This is a genomic window from Pseudomonas sp. LBUM1659 (assembly GCF_059716045.1).
The window spans coordinates 5160199-5181931 of sequence record NZ_CP166797.1; the positions used below are offsets into that span (position 1 = coordinate 5160199).

The following is a 21733-nucleotide window of genomic DNA, read 5'->3' on the forward strand; positions in this document are numbered from 1 at the left end:
TCTTTTAATGGCGCTCCTCAAGAGCGGATACGCCGCTCCTCTGCACAGAGCCACGTTGCCATGAATGAAACCCTGCCCGACTCCCCGCCGATCGTGATGGCGCCCCATCCGCTCCTGAAAAACAACCCCGATGAAAGCCTGTTGCTGAATGCTTCAGCACGCTGGCGCGACAGCAGCCAGGGCTTGCAAGCGTTGTTCGCCGCCGCACCGCTGAGAAGTGAGCGCAATGAACCCTCGCTCAACGAACGCTGGAAGGCCTATTGGGACGCCCGGGCACCCGATACGCCGGTGTCGCGACGCGAGCGGGCGGGTCAGTTGTACCGCTGCCATTTCGAGGCCTGCGCTCAGGTGGCATTCGCTCGCAGAACCCTGACGGCGGAACAGTTGCAGCCGCTGTTGTTGATCCTGGACCCTCCCGCCTCGGGCCTGCGCCTGAACGATCAGCCCATCCACTGCGAGCAATTGACCCTGGTACTGAGCGACAGCGGCACCCTGCAACTCCCCGCCGCCTGGGTCATCCGCGTGGGCGATCGGCAACCCGCCACGCAGTGGTTGTATCTGCCGGGGCGGCCGGTTCCCATTCAGTTCTTCAATCAGCGCGGGGACATGGAAAACTGGTTGTCTCGACAATCGCTCGTCCCGCAGGGACTGCCCGACGATGAGTTGCGCTTTGAATACACCACGAAGGCTCAGCCGCTGGCGGTCGGCATCACTGAGCTGCTGGTACACCCGCCCTACGCGAACGCCGTCGTTTTCGCTGCGCCTCCAGACCTTGAAGTCTCGCTGCCCGGTAACCTTGTTGAGGATGAAGCGGAACAACCGCTGTTTGACCACCTGTTTGCCGATATCCCCTGGCCCCAGCGCCAGGCTGCGCTGAACCGGCAGCGCGATGCGCTGGAGACACTGCTGGGCGATGAGTTCGAAAGCGTCCGGCAACAGCCATTCAAAGACGCATTGAAGACGCTGGAGACCGCTGAGCAAGCCGCCGATACGGCCGCCTCCGCCCTGCTTTACAGATCGCGCACCCTCGACTTTTCAACCATCAACCGTGAGTTCAGTGCGCTCTATCAGGCACACAAGGATGGTCTGCGCGCCGAGGCTGAGCTTCAACTGGCGCTCAAGCAGCTCGACAGCGATGAGTTCAGCCTGCTCGAGGCTGTGCTGGATACGCCGCCGGCGGCCGATCGCGACGCAGCCATCATCGCGGCCAGTCTCACGCTGTCGATGACCGAGCAATCCGGCAACGTCACCACCCAAACGCTCAACGGGCCCTTCGTCATCACCCGAGCGCGGCTCGACGTCGCATCACCTCACAGCCTTTTGCTGTACTGGCCGGGAGCCGGTGGCGGCTTGCAACGTTTCGCCAACCGCAGGGAGCTGGAGCGATGCCTGTTCAAGATTCAGGATCAGGACAAGGTTCTGGCCTTGCAGCTGAAAGTAATCGATACCGACCCGCTGCATGACAGCCTCGATAAACAGACCACTCATTTCGAAGAACAAGCCGCGCGACTACGCCAGCAATATCCTGATGCCACCCAAGCGCTACAGCGTGCAGACGAACTCGAAAAGCTGCGCAAACAGACACTGGCGATCCTGCAAGTCCCGGTGCCGGCCGCCAGAAGCCTGGCCTTTTCGCACTTGCAGGAACAAAGCCGCAGCGCAGCCCTGTTCTCTTTGCAGCCCGAATGGCTGGCCACCTTATCGGTGGCCGACCGCATTGAGCTCAAGGGGTTGATGGAGGTTTACATTCTGGCCATGCGCCGTAGTCACGAACAGCTGGAAGCCGCCCTGGCACCTCGTGACGATTTCACCCGTCAACAGGTGCAGGCTCGTCTGCGAAAAGACTTCTCGCTCCACGGGCATTTTTCCGTGCAGCTTGATCTGCCCGACGCGGTGACGCTGAAAAAACAACTGTCCGATGGAGCAGCCCCGGGAACCCCGCAAAAACTCGTCGCGGTTCCCAGTGCAAGCCGCAGCAAAATGTCACTAGAAGAACTCGCCCAGCTCAACATCGACAACACGCCCTCGATGCAACTCGAGCCCCTTTCACTGCGCCTGGGTTTTATGCGGCTTGAGGTCACGGCGGCGGATGAAACCGAACGCCGCGTTTTGGCAAACGGCATCACCCTGCCCTGGCTGCGCAAGGTACTGCCCGAGCTGGATCTGCCCCAAGCCTACGAAAACCTGATTCGCGATGCCTTCACGGGCTCGGCCAGCGAGACCGCGTTCGTGAAGGAACATCGGCGTGAATGCCTGATTGAGCCGTGGCGCCTGATGCTCCAGATGCAGGGAACTTGTGCGCGCCTGCAAAAGCAGATTAATCAAAACGAATGGCAGGTATTCAACATCGCCATCGAGGCCAATACCCCGCAAGCCTGGAACGTGCAGGGTAAGCGCATTGTGCTGCTGCCGGCCTACCTGAGCGCCGGCGGCAAGGACACACCAAACGAGGGACCGACCACGTTGTCAGGGGTGACCTTCGTTGAAGAGCAAATCAGCGGGATGACCCTGCTTTACCTGCCTGACAGCCCCGACGGCCAGGTCCTGCGACGTTTCGACAATCTTGAGGCGGCGCGCCGGGCCTTGTTCAATCTGTGCCTGCGTAGCGAGATGGTCAGTTATCTGGCAGGACGCGCCTTGATCGGCAACGTGCGAGCCCATGCAAGCCGCATCAACCAGGCTGTGCTCAAGCATTTCGACGCGATGATCGGGGTCGGCATTCCCTGGCCGAAAACCACGTCACTGTCAGCCCATCTGCTCAATACACAGAGGGGACGCCTGATCGAAGCGCATCGCGCAACCTCCCGTTCCAACGATGCCTTGTACCTGGAACGCTACGCGCTCAGCGGTCCGAAGGCTTTCTACTACATAAAAATGACCTTGGGCCTGGTGCCCTTTGTCGGCGCGGGCGTCGCCCTCTACGATGCCTGGAGCAGCGCCAACCGCGCCGTCGAATCTTTCTTGCGCGGTGACGTAGGCGATGGCCTGACGGAGATTGAATCAGTGTTGTTGTCATTGGTCGATGCCACCATGGACATCCTTCCGGGCACGTCCGTGGGATCCCGGTCAGCCAAGGGTGCCCGTTCACTGACGCGGCTTCGTCAAATCAACGCATTGGGCAAAAACGCGGGGGCGCTGCAAGGGAGGTCAAGGCGCCAAGCGCGGCACGGGCTGAATCGCTTTGCCGGTTACGATTACGAAAAACCGATCTCACTGGCCGGGCTGCAAGCGGCTACCCATGGAATCTACCGCAATATTTACCATCACCCGGAGGGCGACTTCATCGTTCGCCAGGGAAGGATCTTTGAAGTTGAACGCAGCCGCGACTCACGCAACTGGCGTCTTTGCGGCACTCGACAAAAAACCTACAAGCAACCTGTCGGCCTCGATGAGGCGGGCAATTGGGACACTTACTTCGGGGTCTATGGGGTGACGTTCGAGGGCGGAGGGCTGGGTGGCGGTGGCGTGCTCGGGCACTTGGCGGACGGCCTTGACCCTCTCTGGCCAGCCGCCATTCGAGAACGGCTGCCGCGTTGGTGGGTCGACCAGACCTTTCGCCGCCATCACGCGCTGACCGAAGCGGCCGACGACATGGCCCCGCTAATCGATGCCCAGATCACCCGCACCACCGCCCTGCTGGAAACGTACAACGCCAGCCCTGACACCATTCGCCCGTCGCTGGTACAGACACTTGAAGCGGCGTGCATCAAGGATATGGAACTGGGCCGCAAGCATTACCAGACGCTGGCTGAATTGCTCCCCATGACTCACGGCAACAAATTACGCGCGCTCAAGGAAATGCAAAGCAATGACGCCCTGCTATTGGCCGATCGATCCAAACAACGGGTTGTCCTGGCCAGTGGAAGGGCACTCGCCCTGACGGACAGGATCGACGATCTTCTGGACCAACTGGACTCGCTGCCTGCCGAGGCACTGCGTGAGCGCTTGCGTATTCTGGAGGACGTCAGGAGGCTGCGCCTGACGTCACTGCGCGAGTTCGACGCGATGGATGCCCACATGCGCGATCTCAATCTGTGGTACGAGCGCATCAGCGACAAAACACAAAAAACCTACCTGAGCCGCACCGTCACGCAATTGAACGCGAAGCTCAATGAGGCCAATCAGCTTTACTTGAAAACCAGTCACCTGCTGGAAATCGTCAAACGCTACGACAGCACCAGCGATATTTCCTGGTTCTACCTGCAAGGTCAGGCACAGTCTCTGCGGACCAAAGTCGATCGCGCGCTGTTCACCCAGTACAGCCTTTCGGAAGTGACCGCCACCAAAGCCCAGCGCAATCAGATATTGCAGGAGTGCCTGGATCTTTACGGGGAATTTCGCCGCAACATGAATGCCTGGACCGCCAGCTACCCCCAGCACTTCCATCTGGAAGCCGTGTCACCGCTGTTGGAAGGTATCGAGAAAATGGCCGAACGGGCACGCAAGTCCATAGATCAGCCGGCGCCCGCGCTTCCTGCCGGGCAACGCAGCAAAAAAGTGTTCACCACCGACGACGATCAATTGCTGATCGGGGAGGAGCGCTGGGAACCGACGACCCAAAAGCGCCAATACACCCTGACAGGACAGGGCGGATTCGAGGAGGTTTGGGAACAAGGTACAAACGGCAAGTTTCGCCTTCTTAATCCTCAGGTACAGCGCTCTCACCCCGCTCACCAAGACCTTGGCGCGTTAACGGCTGATGCCCGCAGCCGACTCGATGCCCAAGCGGCGTACAGGACACGCGTCGAGGCCTATGCCCGTCAGGACATGCTGCCCGTCGATGTGGAACACATGATGCTCAGCGAAGCAGCCGAACTCGGCCGGCGCGCCCTGACGATCGAAGATATTCAACCCGCTCACGCGCTCATCCAGCAGCTGCGTGACAAGGCCACCGAACTGACCCATACCGCACGGGTGCTGCGTATCGAGTACTCAATGAAAAGTCGAAACCCGACCGACGGAACGCTGGATTACCTCATGCTGCAAAATTCCGCGCAGAAGACAATCGTCGATATCCATAAGCACAAGCCGATGGAAAACCTGGGTAAACGGCCGGACGGACGAACCGACTACCTGCAGGAATACGAGGTACGAGACCTGACGCAAACACCGCCCAAGGTGATGTGGTATGCCCATTTTCACTACGCAAAGGCAGCACCTGCATTCGCAGAGTTCGAGAAGGCTCATCTGAAACTGCCGGAGCACCGGTTTCTGACGCACGCTGACAACGCCGACCTTCCATACGCCGACATCGGCAAGAAATCAGTCGCGCTTAAACATTTCAACCCGGCTTAGAACGTCGAACGGGAGCGGTTTTTCCGCTCCCGTTTCACCTTATGCCAACTGACTGCGCAACTGCCGCGCCGCCGCCACCAAGTTAACCAACGCCGCCTCGGTCTCCGGCCACGCCCGGGTCTTCAGCCCGCAATCGGGGTTCACCCACAACCGCTCTGCCGGAATCCGCTTCACCGCTTTGCTCATCAACTTGACTATCTCGGCCGTGTCCGGCACCCGGGGCGAGTGGATGTCGTAGACCCCCGGCCCAATATCATTCGGGTAATCGAAGGCTTCGAAGGCCTCCAACAACTCCATGTCCGAACGCGAGGTCTCGATGGTGATCACGTCGGCGTCCATCGCCGCGATGGACTCGATCACGTCGTTGAATTCGCTGTAGCACATGTGGGTGTGGATCTGGGTTTCATCACGCACACCACTGGCGCTCAATCGGAAGGCTTGCACCGCCCAATCCAGATACTCCTGCCATTGCGCCCGGCGCAGCGGCAGACCTTCGCGGAACGCAGCTTCGTCGATCTGCACGATTTTGATGCCGGCGTTTTCCAGGTCGACCACTTCGTCACGCAGGGCCAGCGCCAATTGCTGCGCCTGGACTTTGCGCGACACGTCTTCGCGCGGGAACGACCACATCAGCATGGTTACCGGCCCCGTGAGCATGCCTTTCATGACCTTGTCGGTCAGGCCCTGTGCATAAGTGATCCAGTCGACCGTCATCGCCTTCGGGCGGCTGAGGTCGCCGTAGATAATCGCCGGTTTCACGCAGCGCGAGCCGTAGCTCTGCACCCAGCCGAAACGGGTGAACAGGTAACCGTCCAACTGCTCGGCGAAGTATTCGACCATGTCATTGCGTTCGGCTTCACCGTGCACCAGCACGTCCAGTCCCAGGCGTTCCTGTATTTGCACGGCGTGGCGGATTTCGCTGTGCATGGCGTCGGTGTAATCGTTGGCCGACAGCTTGCCCTGCTTGAACGCCTGACGGGCCAGACGAATCGAACCCGTCTGCGGGAATGAGCCGATGGTGGTGGTCGGGAACGCCGGCAGTTTCAAGCGTGCGCGCTGTTGCTCGATACGCTGGGCAAACGGCGAATGGCGTTGGCTGTCCGCTGTACTGATGGCTGTGATCCGCGCCTGAACGGCAGCTTTATGAATGCGCGGTGATTCGGCGCGGCTGGCCTGAATCGCCCGGCTTTCGGCCAGTGCGACCTGCACCTTGGGCGATTGCGGATCGTTGAGGGCGTCGCGCAACACGGCGATTTCGCCACACTTCTGCACGGCAAACGCCAACCAGCTTTTCAGTTCCGGATCGAGTTTGTCTTCACGTTCCAGATCCACCGGGCTGTGCAGCAGCGAACAGGAACTGCTGACCCACAGGTTGTCGCCAAAGCGTTCCTGGGCCGGTTGCAGTTGCGCCAACACTTGCTCCAATTCACAGCGCCAGACGTTGCGACCGTTGACCAGACCGACCGAGAGAATCTTGTAGGTCGGCAGACGGTCCAGCACCTGGCCGAGTTGGTCCGGCGCGCGTACGGCATCGATGTGCAAGCCTTGCACCGGCAGGCCAACGGCCAGGCCGAGGTTGTCTTCGAGACCGCTGAAGTAGGTCGCCACCAGTTTTTTCAGCGGTGAATATTGAAGGATGTGATAGGCCCGTTCGAACGCATTTTTCCAGGCTTGCGGCAGGTCGAGGGTCAGGATCGGTTCGTCGATCTGCACCCATTCCACGCCTTGAGCGGCAAGGCGCGTGAGGATTTCGTTGTACACCGGCAGCAGGCGTTCCAGCAGGTCGAGTTTGTCGAAGTCGTTGCCTTTGGCCTTGCCCAGCCACAGGTAAGTCAGCGGGCCGATAATCACCGGTTTGACGTTATGGCCGAGAGCCTTGGCCTCGTCGACTTCGTCGAACAGCTGTTCCCAGCTCAGTTTGAACGGCTGGTCTGCGGTGAATTCCGGGACCAGGTAGTGGTAGTTGGTGTCGAACCACTTGGTCAGTTCCTGGGCGTATTGCGCTTTGCCGTGTTCGCCGCCGCAGCAGGTCGCCGTGGCACCTCGGGCCATGGCGAACAGGGTGTCGAGGGTCGGCAGGCCGTTGGCATCCTTGGCACTGTCGAAACGCTCGGGGATCACGCCGAACGTCAGGGAATGGGTCAGCACCTGATCGTACCAGGCGAAGTCGCCGACCGGCAGCAGGTCGATACCGGCGTCTTTCTGCAACTGCCAATGGGTGGCGCGCAATTGGCGGCCGACACTGTTCAGCGCGTCCTGATCGACGTCGCCCTTCCAGTAGGCTTCGAGGGCTTTTTTCAGTTCGCGGTCCGCGCCGATGCGTGGGAAACCAAGTGTGTGGGCCAGCGCCATGATGAGTTCTCTCTATAAAAGATGCTGTAAACATGGCGCTATTGTCGACAGCCAACCCATCATGAGACAAACTCAACCTTTTCGTGTTGATCACAAGTTTTCCTCATGGAGCCCTCCGGTGCTTGAAATCCGTCACCTCAAGACCCTGCACGCCTTGCGCGAAGCCGACAGCCTGGTCGATGCCGCCGACCGTCTGCACCTGACGCAATCGGCCCTGTCCCACCAGTTCAAGGAACTGGAGGAGCGCATGGGCATGCCGCTGTTCGTGCGCAAGACCAAACCGGTGCGCTTCACCAGTGCCGGTTTGCGCCTGCTGCAACTGGCCGACGCCACCCTGCCGCTGCTGCGCGGCGCCGAGCGTGACATCGCACGCTTGGCGGGTGGCACCGCTGGCCGCTTGCACATGGCGATCGAGTGCCACAGTTGCTTCCAGTGGCTAATGCCGACCATCGACCAGTTCCGCGATGCCTGGCCGGAAGTCGAACTCGACCTGGCCTCCGGATTTTCCTTTGCGCCGCTGCCGGCGCTGGCCCGTGGCGATCTGGATCTGGTCGTGACCTCTGATCCGCTGGAAATTGCCGGCATCACCTATGTGCCGCTGTTCACCTACGAAGCCATGCTGGCGGTAGCCAACCAGCACCGGTTGGCGAGCAAGGCGTACATCGTGCCGGAAGACTTGCTCACGGAAACCTTGATCACCTACCCGGTGGAGCGTGATCGGCTGGACATCTTCACCCGTTTCCTCGAACCGGCCGACATCGAACCGGCGCAGGTCCGCACGTCGGAATTGACGGTGATGATGATGCAACTGGTGGCCAGCGGTCGCGGCGTGTGCGGCATGCCGCATTGGGCGTTGCATGAGTACAGCTCGCGGGGTTACGTGAAGGGCAAGCGGCTGGGTGAAAAAGGCTTGTTTGCGACGCTGTACGCGGGGATTCGCGCGGACATGCTGGATGCGCCGTATATGCGCGATTTCTTGCTGACGGCGAAAGACACGTCGTTCTCGACGTTGGATGGGGTTAGCGCAGTCCGCTAGGAACACATATCCCCCTGTAAGAGCGGCGGTGCGGCGATCCGACTTGCCCGCGACGGCGGTCTTCCAGCCAATGTCTGCGGTGACTGACATACCGCCTTCGCTGGCAAGCCAGCTCCTACAGGGGATATCGGTGAGCCTTAGATTTCCCGCCACATGTGGATCTTGTCGAAGTAGTCTTCGCCCACCCGCATCGCCAGCGGTTCCAGGCCGAACTGAATGAAGCCGCAGCGCTGGTACAGGTTGAACGCTGCCTCATTGCCGGCAGTAACAGTCAGTTGAATGACCTTCAGCGCCGGATGATTGCGTGCCTCGGTCAACACCGCTTGCACCAACTCATACCCCAGCCCGCGCTGGCGAACGGTGCCCGACACGTACATGCCAAACAGCGTCGCCTTGTGCCGGGCCTTTTCTCGCGGTTCAAATGCCAACCCGATAATGCCCGCCAGCCTCCCTTCCTCAAACGCTCCAAACACCACCTCCAGCTTGCTGGTCAGGCGCTTTTCCCACCAACTCAGCGGCATCGCGGCGCGTTCTCGCACAGTTGAAGTAAAGGCCTGCGGATGCAAGTCGTAGGCTTCGAGCATCATTTCCCGGTAAGCCAGGGCATGACTGGCATCGAGCCGTTCAATCCACATGTTCAAGCCGTCCTGCGTTGCTCAAGCATCAGCCGCACCGCCAGCGCCGCCAACACAAACCCCATGACATAACGCTGCACCGCCAGCCAGGTCGGGTTGTTGACGAACCAGGAAGCGATGCTCGCCGCGAACAGCGCGATCAGCAGGTTGACGCAGAAACTGACGCTGATCTGAGTCAGGCCAAGGATGATACTTTGGCTGAACACCGAGCCATGTTCTGGGTTGATGAACTGCGGAAACACCGACAGGTAAAACACCGCAATCTTCGGGTTCAACGCGCTGGTGAGAAAGCCCATGGTGATCAGTCTGCGCGATGAGTCCGGCGGCAATTGCTGAGCCTCAAACGGTGAACGCGCACCGGGTTTGACCGCCTGCCAGGCCAGCCACAGCAAGTACAACGCCCCCGCCCATTTCAACACTTCATAGGCCATCGGCACCGCCAGGAACACCGCGGTCAAACCGGCCGCAGCGGCGAACAAATGCACGAAGAACCCCGCGACCACGCCCAGCAATGACGTCACGCCGGACTTGCGCCCCTGACAGATTGAACGGGAGATCAGGTAGATCATGTTCGGCCCCGGCGTCAGCACCATCAGCAACGCGGCGGCGGCAAAAATCAGCAAATCTTGAAGCGGGATCATGGCGAGTCCTTTGCGTAAATGATCAGGTGATCGCAGTCAGCGATGCTCGATAAAACGGCAGGATCAGGTCCCGTGTCAATGGCGCCAGCGTGACATCGCCATCAGTGGCCGGGTCGATCCAGATCACTTCTTCGATCTCTGCCGCCGGGGTGACGTCGGCCTTGAGGGTCAGCAAAAACAGTTCGGCGTGTACGACAAATCCCGGCTCGTTGGCGGCCGGTGCCGAGAATTGCCCAAGGTAACGGGCATGCGCAGGATCGATAATCAGACCCAGTTCTTCTTCCAGCTCTCGGGCCAACGCGTGTACCGGTTGTTCATGGGCTTCGATCTTGCCGCCCGGCTGCATGAAGGCTTGGGTGCCGCGCTTGCGCACCAGCAATGTGCGGCCGTCGGGACCGATCAACAGGGCGGCCGCGATGCGGATGAAGCGCGGTGTATCAGCAGATGAAAGCGTCATGGATCAGAGAGGGCCTTGGGTAAAAACCGCAAGGATCCCATGCTCGCCGGGGCCTCGTCATCAGACGGACACCCGGATCGCGTGAACTAGAGGCTGTTCTCAATTTTTCTCCAGGCGCAGAATGCCTGCCACAACGCTGAAGTGCTGTTCTGTAGGAGCAAAGCTTGCTCGCGAAGAGGCCATTACATTCAACATTGATGTTGGTTGACACACCGCTTTCGCGAGCAAGCTTTGCTCCCACAGGATGGGTGTATTCAGTTGATCCACGGTATTGAATACAACCGAGTCCGACCCCAAGGAAACCGTATGAGCCTGTCACTCCTGAGCCGCTACGCCTTCTTTGCCGCTTGCGTGATCTTCACCCTCGCCAGCCTGCCCTTTGTGCAATACGACTGGCTCTGGCCGATCACCGCCGTCACCGGTGTGCTCAGCCTGATCGGCCTGTTCGATCTGCTGCAAAGCCCGCACGCGGTGCGTCGCAACTACCCGATCCTGGGCAATATTCGTTATCTGGTAGAGGGTATTCGCCCGGAAATCCGCCAGTACCTGCTCGAATCCGACAGCGATGCCCTGCCTTTCTCCCGAGCCCAGCGCTCGCTGGTCTATTCGCGCGCCAAGAACGAAAGCGCCGATAAACCCTTCGGCACGTTGATCGATGTGTATCAGTCGGGCTTCGAATTCATCGGCCACTCGATGCGTCCGGCGCCGTTGAGTGATCCGAGCGCATTCCGCGTGATGGTCGGCGGCCCGCAATGTACCCAGCCGTACTCGGCGTCCGTGTTCAACATCTCGGCCATGAGTTTCGGCTCGCTCAGCGCCAACGCGATTCGCGCCCTGAACCAGGGCGCCAAGCTCGGCAACTTTGCCCATGACACCGGCGAAGGCAGCATCAGCGCTTACCACCGGGAAAACGGTGGCGACCTGACCTGGGAACTCGGCAGCGGTTACTTTGGCTGCCGCACCGCTGACGGCCGTTTCGACCCGGAGCGCTTCGCCGCCCAGGCACAAACGGCGCAAGTGCGAATGATTGAAATCAAGATGAGCCAGGGCGCCAAACCCGGCCATGGCGGGATTTTGCCCAAGCACAAAGTCACCCAGGAAATCGCCGAAACCCGCGGCATCATGATGGGCGAAGACTGCATCTCACCATCACGCCACAGCGCGTTTTCCACACCGATCGAACTGATGTACTTCATCCAGCAACTGCGTGAACTGTCCGGCGGCAAACCGGTGGGTTTCAAGTTCTGCCTCGGCCACCCATGGGAATTCATGGGCATCGCCAAGGCCATGCTGGAAACCGGCATCCTCCCAGACTTCATTGTCGTCGACGGCAAGGAAGGCGGCACCGGAGCCGCGCCAGTGGAGTTCACCGACCACATCGGCGTGCCGATGCGTGAAGGCTTGTTGTTCGTGCACAACACGCTGGTCGGCTTGAACCTGCGGGACAAAATCAAACTCGGCGCCAGCGGCAAGATCGTCAGCGCCTTCGACATCGCCAGCGTCCTGGCCATCGGTGCCGACTGGGCCAACTCGGCGCGCGGCTTCATGTTCGCCATCGTTATTGACCCCATACTCGAGCAACTATTCGGTAATCCCATTCACCCTTTTGCGGCACCGTTCAGAGCTTGAAAACCGATTTCTACCGCTACAAATTCCGAATTCGTAAGCCCCAGAACGAAATCCGCACCGTTCGTCCCCCGGATCCGCACCGCGCCTTGACCATCTTCCGATGAGCTTCTAAACCAGAAACTACCCCCTAACTATTATATTCGTGGCTTCCATGACTCGTTGCTCTTTCCACAGCATCGTCGAGCTCCCCATGGAGGGCCCAAGAGCCGGTCAGTCCATACCTGCTTTGTTTCTCCAAAATGGAGAGATGAGCTTGTACAGCCTAGCGTGGGCGCGAAATATGATGGTGCAGGACGACCGTAGCCCGATGCACCTGTTCAAATGTGTCAACGCTGTTGGGCTGCTCTATGACTTTTACTTAGTGGGCTACGGCGGCCGGCCCCTGGCCCAAAACGAAATGCTCGGTTTGATGAAAGATTTTTTCGAAGCACGTGCTTTTGGATATAAAGCACTTGGCTGGCATCCCGTCGGAAAGAAAAATGCGAAAAGAGACGTGAGATATGCCAGCCAATTTTCAAAGTTCTGTTCCGATCATTTTGGAACATATCAGATCAATCCGACAGAAAAAAGCCTGCTAAAAGACCTAAACGTTTCTGAGCAGATGGAGTATTACGCAAATATAAACCAGCGAAAACACTGGAATCTTCTTGACCATTTAACACCAACAACTGAACTGGGTCGCGGAATCATAAGTGGTTTCACGTTCGCCCCCAAATCAGAACACATCATATCAAGGGGCGCTTATAGTTACTTCCCGCCAGATAAGGTTCTGAAACTTATCGCAGCAACTGACAACTTAAGAGACAAACTTGCCTTTCTGCTAATGTTTTTTGGGGGACTACGGGAATCTGAAGTTTTACACCTGTATATCACCGACATTTCTACCCCTGGGGGCGAGGCAGAGATACGTATAAACCACCCAGGGTTATCTTCCTATTGCTGGGACGATCCTTTTAGAGGATCACAAAAAGGGAGCCGCTCCCAATTTCTCCTTGAGAGATATGGCTTAACACCAAGGAATAAACTAGGAACAAAAAACCCTTTCCACGTTGGTTGGAAAGGTATGATGTACGCAAAAAAGAAATACGAAGCTAGCTTTACTTGGTTGCTGCCTGAAATGGGAAGGCTGTTCGCCAAGCTTCATCGTAAATATTTGCACGAATACCGAACTGGTATACCTGACGAACATCCTTATTATTTCGTAAATTTTCAGGGGGAGCGATTCGGAAGCCCGCTAAAGATGTCTAATCTAACTAAAAGCTTTTGTCGTGCAGCAAGCAGAATTGGACTTAAGCCATATAGCCCAGGAGTTCGCCCTCATGGAAGCAGGCATTTTTATGGCCATTTCTGTGCATCGTATTTGAAAATCCCAATTGAACGTGCGCAAGTCATGCTCCGACATGCTCAAATCAGTTCTACTCAAATCTATTACTCTATCGATGAAAGAATTGTGAGAGATGAGTTGATCAAGGCATACGAAAAAATGAAACAGGACATCCCAGAATTTATAAGAGAATTTGAAAGTCTTACTGACAAGGAGTAGTAATCATGCTATTACGAGCTACTGCGCCTGCGTCCGGTAGAGAAATCAAACTAAATCTAAGTTTCGAGCAGTGCGTTGTGTTTGATTTCGTGACAAAAAACGACCTTGCCATGATTATCAAAGAATACGAAAAAGAGAAAATCAACCACCTCTGGGATGATATTTTCTGCAAAGAAATAGTTGAGAATGGCAACACATTTTATGAAGCATTTAAAACTAAAAAAAATAACAAAAAAGACAACAATAGATCATTTACATACTTTAAAGGGCCATGCATAGGCTCAGCGCTCATGACGCCATTAAGAGGCGGCAAGCTTGCCAAGTATGTCCAGGCACTCTGTCTCGAAGGACAAAAACATATTCTTGATGCATGCTACCCATTTGATCGTAGACAAGCAGAAGAGATACTTAGAAACCCACTCGGACTGCTCGGAAGCGACAAGATAGCTTTGCTTGAGCGACTCTCAAGCCCTGAGGAATTTGTTAATCGGCTCTGTTCTAACTTACTCGAACAGGCGACTTATGCGAGTCGAGGCGAAAATCGAACAAGAAGTGAGTCAGACAACTTCGATCTTCTGGTTAGATTTTGGGCCAAGGGCTTAATTTTACTCCCCCAAAACGTACGTCACTGGAACCTTGCCGTCAAATGGAATATTATTTGCGACGCAAATTCGCAAATTGATCACACAATTAAAACAATATATCAAAGCTATACGAAGACTGGACACACTGACCGACGAATGTCCTTTATCGCTACTTTTTTTGCGACTTCCACAACCGTTAATCGGAACGATTTGAGCATTGAGCTTATAAAGTCTTTCCAAGAATTCATCGATGCGGACATCAAGAAGCAGTATGAAGCTTCTGATTCTGACCCCAAAAAAGTGCAACATCCACTGAGCGATGTGCATAAGGCGATACTTTGCCTTTCGTCCGCATTCAACGATGAAAATCCCAGCCTAGCAGTTGACTTGGTGTCTAGAAGAAAATTCAAAGAAGAAACCACACCAAGAAGGGATATTAAATTTGGCTGGGTTACTTATACAGCCCCGAATCTCGTCACTTGGGCGGACTATCTATATTTGTATTTTTGCGATAATAAATCATCAAGGATTGCAGGCCAAATCACCGCCCTCAATCATTTTATGGATTTCATTCTTACACTCGAAAACCCTCCGCCTTCACCTTGGTTAATATCAAGACAGGATCACATCACAGATGTACGACTTATAAATAAAAACACTTTTTTTAGCTATTTAACCGAACATGTATCCGATGACGGTCATTTCCTAAGCTCCATTATCAGCTCAGTACGCAAGTTTTATTTGCGACTGAGAGACATCCTGATAATTGAAGGCAAGCAAGAAGAAAGCAAATTTCTGGATCCTATTCTTGAAACCGACAGACTAGGGATTCGAACTTATACCAACCGAACTTCTCGAGATGCCCTTCCTCCCTTCTTAATTTTGGAGATGAAGGAAATCCTTGTGGAAGATGATTTTTCATTTCCCAGGGGATATTTCCGCAACACTGTACAAACGATTGATCAAGACTCCGGATATAGTGTTAGAGTTTTTTATCCTGGAACTGCAATATGCATGTACACGCTTCTAGACACCCCAATACGAAGCCACCAAGCTAGATGGCTGGACTCAGGCTTACTTGATGAAAAAATTTATAACCCTTTGACTGGCAACAGCGACTACAACCGTTCTCCGTATGCTATAGCTGGCCGAAAGAAGGGTGTAGTACAACTTTCAACAGACACCTTAAGATCTGAAAGCTGGCTTTCAATGTGGGTTAATACAAATAAAGCGGCCTCCCTTGATACAAAAATCGGGTATAGCATCCCGTATATTTCCCCACAACTTTCAAAGCTTTTTTACACTCAACTTGAGTGGTCTAAGAAATATCTTCCCGCGCCCAAAGAACCCATAAGCTACCGACATTACATGCAGGATGTTCGCGAAATCCGGCCTGGGGCTAATTTGATCGGCCCGGAAATCACTCCGCTATTTATAGATCCTACCAAACCGGGGCAAAAACTTCCCATAGCCTATCCGAAACTAAAGCGGTTTTACATATTACTAGGCGGCCGCAAAAACTGAGTGCAACACCTGACCATTTCGGTACGGTGTTGCCCTTATGTCCTATCACGAACTCAGTATCGAAGAACGCGTCACTATCCAACTCGGTTTGGCCCAAGGCTTTAGTCAGCGAAGGATCGCCCGCTTGATCAACCGAGCGCCCTCGACCATAAGCCGAGAGCTACGTCGTAACCGGGAGGGAGGTAGCCGCTATTTGGTGCGAACTGCTCAGCAACGGATGCAGGTTCGCCGTCGTCTCTGTCGGCCCAAACGTAAGCTACTGCCGGGCAGTGAGCGGCTGGAGTTAGTGGCCCATATGCTGCGTGAGCGTTTGTCTCCTGAGCAGATTAGCGGCAAGCTGCGCAGCATGAACATACCCAGCCTCAAAGACGCCTACGTCTGCCGCGAGACGATCTATACCGCGATCTACGCCTTGCCGGTCGGTGAGCTGCGCAAGGAGCTGATCATCTGCTTGCGCCAAGGTAAGACCTCCCGTAGGCCGCGCTCTGGTGGAGTGGATCGGCGCGGCCAGATCCCCGAGATGGTCAGCATTCATGTGCGACCACCGGAGATTGAAGACCGGTTAACCCCGGGGCATTGGGAAGGCGATCTGATCAAGGGCAAAGCCAACGCCTCGTCTGTAGGCACCTTGGTGGAACGTACCAGCGGCTACTTGATGTTGGTGAAAATGAACGATGCGACAGCGACCTCTGCGATGGAAGGCTTTTGTGCTGCGCTCAATCGCATGCCGCTGGCGATGCGTAAAAGCATGACCTACGACCAGGGCCGGGAGATGGCGAGACATATCGAAATCACGCAGAGGACCGGTGTGGCGATCTATTTCTGTGATCCGCACAGCCCTTGGCAGCGCGGGAGTAACGAAAATATTAACGGACTAATCCGCCAATACTTGCCCAAGGGGACTGACTTGTCAGTCCACAGCCAGGAAGAGCTTGATGCCATAGCGCTGCAATTGAACATGCGCCCACGCAAACGCTTCGATTTTAAATGTCCAATCGAAGTGATGGGTCAAGTAATGCAAAAGGCCATCGCTATGCGGCATGATGGCCCGACTTCAAATCAATAACCGTGTTGCACTCAGCTCCTGCAACCGCCCTACTTAAAGAGGCGGAGAAAAGGATACTGGCCAAGCATGGCCATCACATCAAGTTGGTCACCATTAACGAAAAGGGAAACGAGACATGGGTGGTTGATCTTCACTCCTTAAGAGTTAGTGGAATTACCAACTTAATCGAGGCCGGCGTACCCATTGAAGTTGTTCAACAATTTGTCGCCGGGCATAAAACTTTGGTGATGACACTTCACTACCTCAAGTATTCCCCTGAGAAACTTAGAGAGTTCATTGAGAACGCCCATCAGCGGATGCAAGAAGACCAAGATTTCGTAGGCTCCCAAACTTTCATCCAGACAATTAACGAATTCACCCCCTACCTTTTGAGTCAAGCTGGTGCGGGCATGGGTGCGGGGTTCGAAGCGCTCAATTCCGGCGATGGAATTATGGTGATTAATACGGACGGAATTTGCCCCGGAACATCGTGCAGCACAGGTTTCTTATTGCGAGATGGTGTTGCGCCCTTGTATGGGCCGGTGCCAGGTGGCAAACGATGCCCCCTTTGTCGGTACTGGATCACTGGCCCTGCACACCTCCTTGGGCAAGTTACAGCGGCTAACAACCTTGCCTATTCGATACGCAAAAAGGGTTTGGAGTTAGCAAGGCTTAATGAACTTAAACTCGATGCAGAAGATCTTGGAAATCAACCGCTCGCGCGAGAATTGCGGGATCGTGTAGACCTGCTTAATCGAGAGATAGAGTTGGATGTCGCTGAGTGGGCTGCTCGATATAAATACGTGGTGCAGTCTCACGCGCAGATGGACGAGTATCTGAAAGCAAAAACAAAAATCATTGCCACCGACGCTACCCCTCGTGTTCCTATGATGACCTCGAGCGCACCACTTGAGCTAAAAGTAACCCTTGAGCAGGCTCATGAGTTCGCGTTGCTCGATCAGATCACTCAAACAGCTGTTTTCAATCCAGGTTTTCCTAATCTTCAAGCAGAGTTGGAGAAACACCACGTACTGTCTAAAATGATGGTGGCAAACGGCATGAAGCCCTTCCTTCTTTCACTGTCCGATGAGCAGGCGCGCGAAGCCGGCAATCTGCTGTCTGCACTCGTGCTCCAGCAAGTCAACGCTCAAGATCTAGACGAAGTTCTGACAGGTAAGATGCCTCTGGAAAATTATCCTTTTCTGTCTCTTGCAATGCACAAGCTTGAAGATGCCTCCGCCGACGACTACAGCTTCCTGCCGAATGCACTGAGCGCACTTTCGGCTCTCATTGCCCCTTCCAATCCTGTCGCGCAAGCTCATACTAATCAAGACGATGAGGATATGTTCGGATGAATGCAACTGAGAACATCCAAGCCATCTTTGATCAATGCATGGCTGAATCGAAAAATCCGCGTCAGCAGGAATCACTGAAGCGGATACACCAAGCGTGCGAATACCTACAAAAAGAAGACATTCGAATTACGCCTTCAAAAGTCGAGCGCTATTGTATTGATCATGACTGGGAAGGCCCGAAGGCTCAATCAATTCGAAACTCCCCTGCGCTTAACCGCTATCTAATGCTTCGTAAATCTGGTCAGGTAATAAGGGCTAACACTAAGGCCTCTCGGCCTATCCCACTGATCGCGGATGAATCAGTTCGCGCCTATGTAAATCTGCTAATTGAGGAGCGCGATCAGGCAATCGCTGAGAAAAATCGGATCGTGAAAGGACTTAGCTCTATACCCGGCATTCCGATTGATGAGCTCATTCGACAAGGGTTCGGGGCTCCACCAACAACTGCTCGTCGAGAAGAAATACGTCTTTCCTCTCTTATGCGAGAAGCCTTGGGCCGACTGTTCAATGATCAGATACTTTCCAACTGCGGATTACATCTACACAAGGGCCGATTACTCGACAAACTCGTTGGCAATGAATTGCTTGAAAAAAGACATGTTGACGCGATCAGAACTCTCGCCGAATCCGGATGCGCTATTGGGGAGGAGTCTCACATCAGTTCACTTCAAGAGATAGGTGCTGAGAAAGCGTCCATAATAGATACAAAAAAATAATCCACTGAGCTCTCGCCCATAGGAGCTGCCATGTCAAACGGCCGACAGATTGCGGAGCACAATGTGGCGGTTTTCACCGCATGGGTTGCGAGCAAAACAGACCCTGACTTCCGCTGTATCACCCACCGGGGCGCCCTCTCGCGCTCAGTGATAGCCCAAGAATGCGGCTTCGCTAAATCGGCACTCGCACAAAACCCCCGAATCAAATCGCTCCTTAACGAGCTTGAAATTCGGCTCAGAGCCAGCGGTGTACTCCCGTCATCGAGCGAAACCATTGACCCGGAAGATCCGCAATCATTCCCACCCGACAAACACGCAAAGTCATCGCCGCGCACGACAGGAACAACCTCACTGGCCACGCCCGATCTCGAAAGTAAACTCCAACGCCTCCAGCAGGAAAACGCCTGCCAGCGCGCTGAAATCGAAGAGCTCAGAAAGCAATTGAAGCAGTTCACGTCGATCCATGAGGCGCTGAGCAATTCAGGCAGGATCCCCAGATGACAATCGAACGACTCATCCGGGTTCTGTCGATTCGAAGCGACAATCCACTCGGCAAAGGTGGCTGTATTTTTTACGGCGTAGCCATTGATGAGGCCGGTACTGCGCTAGGAGACGAGCATTTCGTTGTCGTTGCACCCTTCTACCTGCTTGCGGCGATTGAGGTTGAGGTAGGCCAGTGGTGGCGTGTGTCAGGTGATGCCAGCACCTACACCAGTCTGCGCAACGGCTACCAAATCAGAGAGCAACAAATTGACCCAATGGAGATGAGGCTGCTGCTACCCAGTGGGCAGCACATCGTGACGCTCCTGGCGAACGGAAAGCATTTTGCCGGGGTTGGAATATCAAAGGCCACTCGCCTGTGGCAACGATTTGGAGAAAGGCTACAGGGGCTTCTGGAGAGTGGCCAGAAGGATATGCTGGCCTCTGTTCAAGGTGTCAGCTTAGATACCGCAGATCAGCTCATTGAAGGCTGGAAGCTTTATGGCCACTCGAGCGTTCTCCATCTGCTCGGCAGATTTGGTATTGATCACAACACAGCTCAGGCGGTGCTGGAGCATTTCGGAAACAACACGTTAGATGCATTGAGCGAAGATCCCTACCGTCTCCTCTCCTTTTCCGCATCGTGGAAGAGCGTGGATCTGATTGCCCTCAAGCACTTTGACCTACCCTTCGACGATCCACGCCGTACCAATGGTGCAGTTGAAGAAGTGTTGTACCGGCTCTTTTCAGAGGGCCACACTGCCCCACCCAAATCAGTCGTACTGCGCCGTCTCGGCATCTTGCTGAATGGCTCATCGACAAGCCGGCAGACTCTTTCTCACTCATCCCTATCCCATGTCTTGGAGAGTTCTTTGCAACATGGGGTGTGCCTACTCCTCGAGGGTGATCGCATTCAGCAAGTGGGCGCATGGGCCATGGAACAGAAGGTGGCTGAGTTCATTGCCGATCGGCTATCTAGCGTCGCCACGAACAGAGGATCGACTGACAATCTCTTTCGGCAAGACCACGAAATAATTGACCGGATCCTTGATCAACAACCATCGTCTTTCCAGCTAACTGTCGAACAGAAAGCGGCGATTCTAACGGTTGCCAGTCAGCGAGCTGGCTTGATTAGCGGTGGAGCAGGAGTTGGTAAAACAACGGTTTTGAAAGCCCTCTATGCATACTTTGATGCCATTGGCTTGCCTGTCATTCAGGTGGCTATTGCAGGGCGAGCGGCTCAACGAATGAGGGAGGCAACTGGACGCCCCGCACGTACATTGGCCAGCCTTCTGTACTCCCGAAATCAAGGTGAACTGGACGAGCCTTTCGTGTTGGTAATCGACGAGGCGAGCATGGTGGATATCCTCACCATGTATCGTCTGTGTCATGCGTTGCCCGAGCACGCCAACCTGCTAATGGTCGGGGACACAGGACAACTGATGCCTGTCGGGCCGGGCCTGGTATTTCACGACTTGACTCGAAATCACCGGATACCTCATGCCCGCCTAATCCAGGTGATGCGACACGGCTCCCATATCGCTTCCGTATCAGCTTCAATCCGAAGTGGAGAGTGGCCATCAATGGGAAGCAACGACGGGGATGCGGTCGCCTTCTTGAGAGCAACTGGAGGCTCCAGCCCAGCCGAATCACCTCTCCAAACATCAGACCACATCCTGCGCTTGTACCTGAGATCACCCGAGTCCACACAAATTCTTTGTGCTCACAAAAATGGGCCATTGGGCGTCAAGGCGTTGAACAAGCTTTGCCAAGATACTGTAGGTATCGACCAACCTCGACTGCAGGTATGGAATGCCGAATTTCAAATGTTCGCAGACACCGGCTTTCGGCTGGGAGACCCCATTGTCTGCACTAAAAACCTGAAAGAAATCGGCTTGCAGAATGGCTCACTAGGACGGGTTACAAGCCTTGAAGAGCCGCCGACTCAGCAATCGAACGATGATCGGCCTGGCAAGGTTACCGTTCTGGCTTGGGCAGAATGGGATGACGGAGAACGACGATCGATTACCAGCGATCTGTTACAGCATCTGGATCTGGCGTACGCCTTGACCATTCATAAGGCTCAAGGTTCTGAGTGGCCGATCGTCATCGTGCCAATCGTGCGTAGTCGCTTGCTAGACCGTAGCCTGATTTACACAGCAATCACTCGTGCCCAGCAACAAGTATTGCTCATGGGTGACGAGCCGGCCGCCAAAGCTGCTGTAGCCAGAAACACGAGGGCTAGCCAGCGAAGCAGTGGATTGAGCTACCACCTCGCCGAACAGCTTGATGAAATAGCTGCACAGCTGCCTGCCTGACGCTCCAAAAAATTGACCCGTAGAGTGCCACGCGAGGCAGCATCTCGATCGTGCAGGAACTAATGGGTATGCTCGTAGGATATTGATATCTCGTCGGAAATTTTCCCAAAGACCGTCCGCTTC

Annotated in this window: 13 protein-coding genes and 1 pseudogene; 10 read left to right on the forward strand and 4 right to left on the reverse strand. The window is 55.2% G+C overall.

The annotated features are described in order from the left end of the window. The first annotated feature begins 60 nt into the window (after nt 1-60). A complete protein-coding gene (locus tag ACA048_RS23420; RefSeq protein WP_497626490.1) occupies nt 61-5295 on the forward strand; it encodes a dermonecrotic toxin domain-containing protein in 5235 nt (1744 codons plus the stop codon). Between the two features lie 39 nt (nt 5296-5334). On the opposite strand, the gene metE is transcribed toward ACA048_RS23420, so the two are convergent. Continuing rightward, on the reverse strand, nt 5335-7647 hold the full coding sequence (gene metE / locus ACA048_RS23425) for a 5-methyltetrahydropteroyltriglutamate--homocysteine S-methyltransferase (RefSeq protein WP_497626491.1): 2313 nt from the start codon (nt 7645-7647) through the stop codon (nt 5335-5337). A gap of 118 nt (nt 7648-7765) precedes the next feature. Between metE and metR the strand changes: the two genes are divergently transcribed. Continuing rightward, nucleotides 7766-8683, forward strand: a complete 918-nt coding sequence (gene metR / locus ACA048_RS23430) for a transcriptional regulator MetR (RefSeq protein WP_497626492.1) — start codon at nt 7766-7768, stop codon at nt 8681-8683. Between the two features lie 137 nt (nt 8684-8820). Here metR and ACA048_RS23435 read toward each other — a convergent pair whose 3' ends face one another. From ACA048_RS23435 to ACA048_RS23445, 3 genes are read right to left on the reverse strand one after another with little or no spacing between them, the layout of a single operon-like run. Then, nucleotides 8821-9318, reverse strand: a complete 498-nt coding sequence (locus ACA048_RS23435) for a GNAT family N-acetyltransferase (protein ID WP_497626493.1) — start codon at nt 9316-9318, stop codon at nt 8821-8823. Nucleotides 9319-9320: 2 nt separating this feature from the next. Next, nucleotides 9321-9959 carry a LysE family translocator gene (locus tag ACA048_RS23440; protein WP_497626494.1) on the reverse strand — a complete coding sequence of 213 codons (639 nt, stop codon included), beginning with the start codon at nt 9957-9959 and terminating at the stop codon, nt 9321-9323. Between the two features lie 22 nt (nt 9960-9981). Continuing rightward, a complete protein-coding gene (locus tag ACA048_RS23445; RefSeq protein WP_497626495.1) occupies nt 9982-10416 on the reverse strand; it encodes an NUDIX hydrolase in 435 nt (144 codons plus the stop codon). A gap of 306 nt (nt 10417-10722) precedes the next feature. Between ACA048_RS23445 and ACA048_RS23450 the strand changes: the two are divergent. The 8 genes and pseudogenes from ACA048_RS23450 to ACA048_RS23485 form a co-directional block, all read left to right on the forward strand. After that, nucleotides 10723-11973 (forward strand): annotated as a pseudogene (locus ACA048_RS23450) (FMN-binding glutamate synthase family protein); the annotation flags it as partial. Between the two features lie 352 nt (nt 11974-12325). After that, on the forward strand, nt 12326-13588 hold the full coding sequence (locus tag ACA048_RS23455) for a hypothetical protein (protein WP_497626496.1): 1263 nt from the start codon (nt 12326-12328) through the stop codon (nt 13586-13588). Between the two features lie 5 nt (nt 13589-13593). Then, entirely contained in the window at nt 13594-15696 is a 2103-nt protein-coding gene (locus ACA048_RS23460; RefSeq protein ID WP_497626497.1) for a VPA1269 family protein, read from the forward strand. Nucleotides 15697-15733: 37 nt separating this feature from the next. Beyond that, entirely contained in the window at nt 15734-16762 is a 1029-nt protein-coding gene (locus tag ACA048_RS23465; protein ID WP_497625381.1) for an IS30 family transposase, read from the forward strand. 119 nt (nt 16763-16881) lie between these two features. Next, nucleotides 16882-18096, forward strand: a complete 1215-nt coding sequence (locus ACA048_RS23470; RefSeq protein WP_497626498.1) for a hypothetical protein — start codon at nt 16882-16884, stop codon at nt 18094-18096. Further along, nucleotides 18093-18812, forward strand: coding sequence for a gamma-mobile-trio protein GmtX (gmtX, locus tag ACA048_RS23475; RefSeq protein ID WP_497626499.1), 720 nt, complete (start codon nt 18093-18095; stop codon nt 18810-18812). Before ACA048_RS23470 ends, gmtX begins: the two co-directional genes overlap by 4 nt. 30 nt (nt 18813-18842) lie before the next feature. Continuing rightward, complete coding sequence (locus ACA048_RS23480) at nt 18843-19313, forward strand: VPA1267 family protein (protein ID WP_497626500.1); 471 nt, start codon at nt 18843-18845, stop codon at nt 19311-19313. Continuing rightward, the gene (locus ACA048_RS23485) at nt 19310-21610 is read left to right on the forward strand and encodes an ATP-dependent DNA helicase (RefSeq protein ID WP_497626501.1); all 2301 of its coding nucleotides are present in this window, start codon (nt 19310-19312) and stop codon (nt 21608-21610) included. The genes ACA048_RS23480 and ACA048_RS23485 overlap by 4 nt, the downstream gene beginning before the upstream one ends. The last annotated feature ends 123 nt before the right edge of the window (nt 21611-21733 follow it).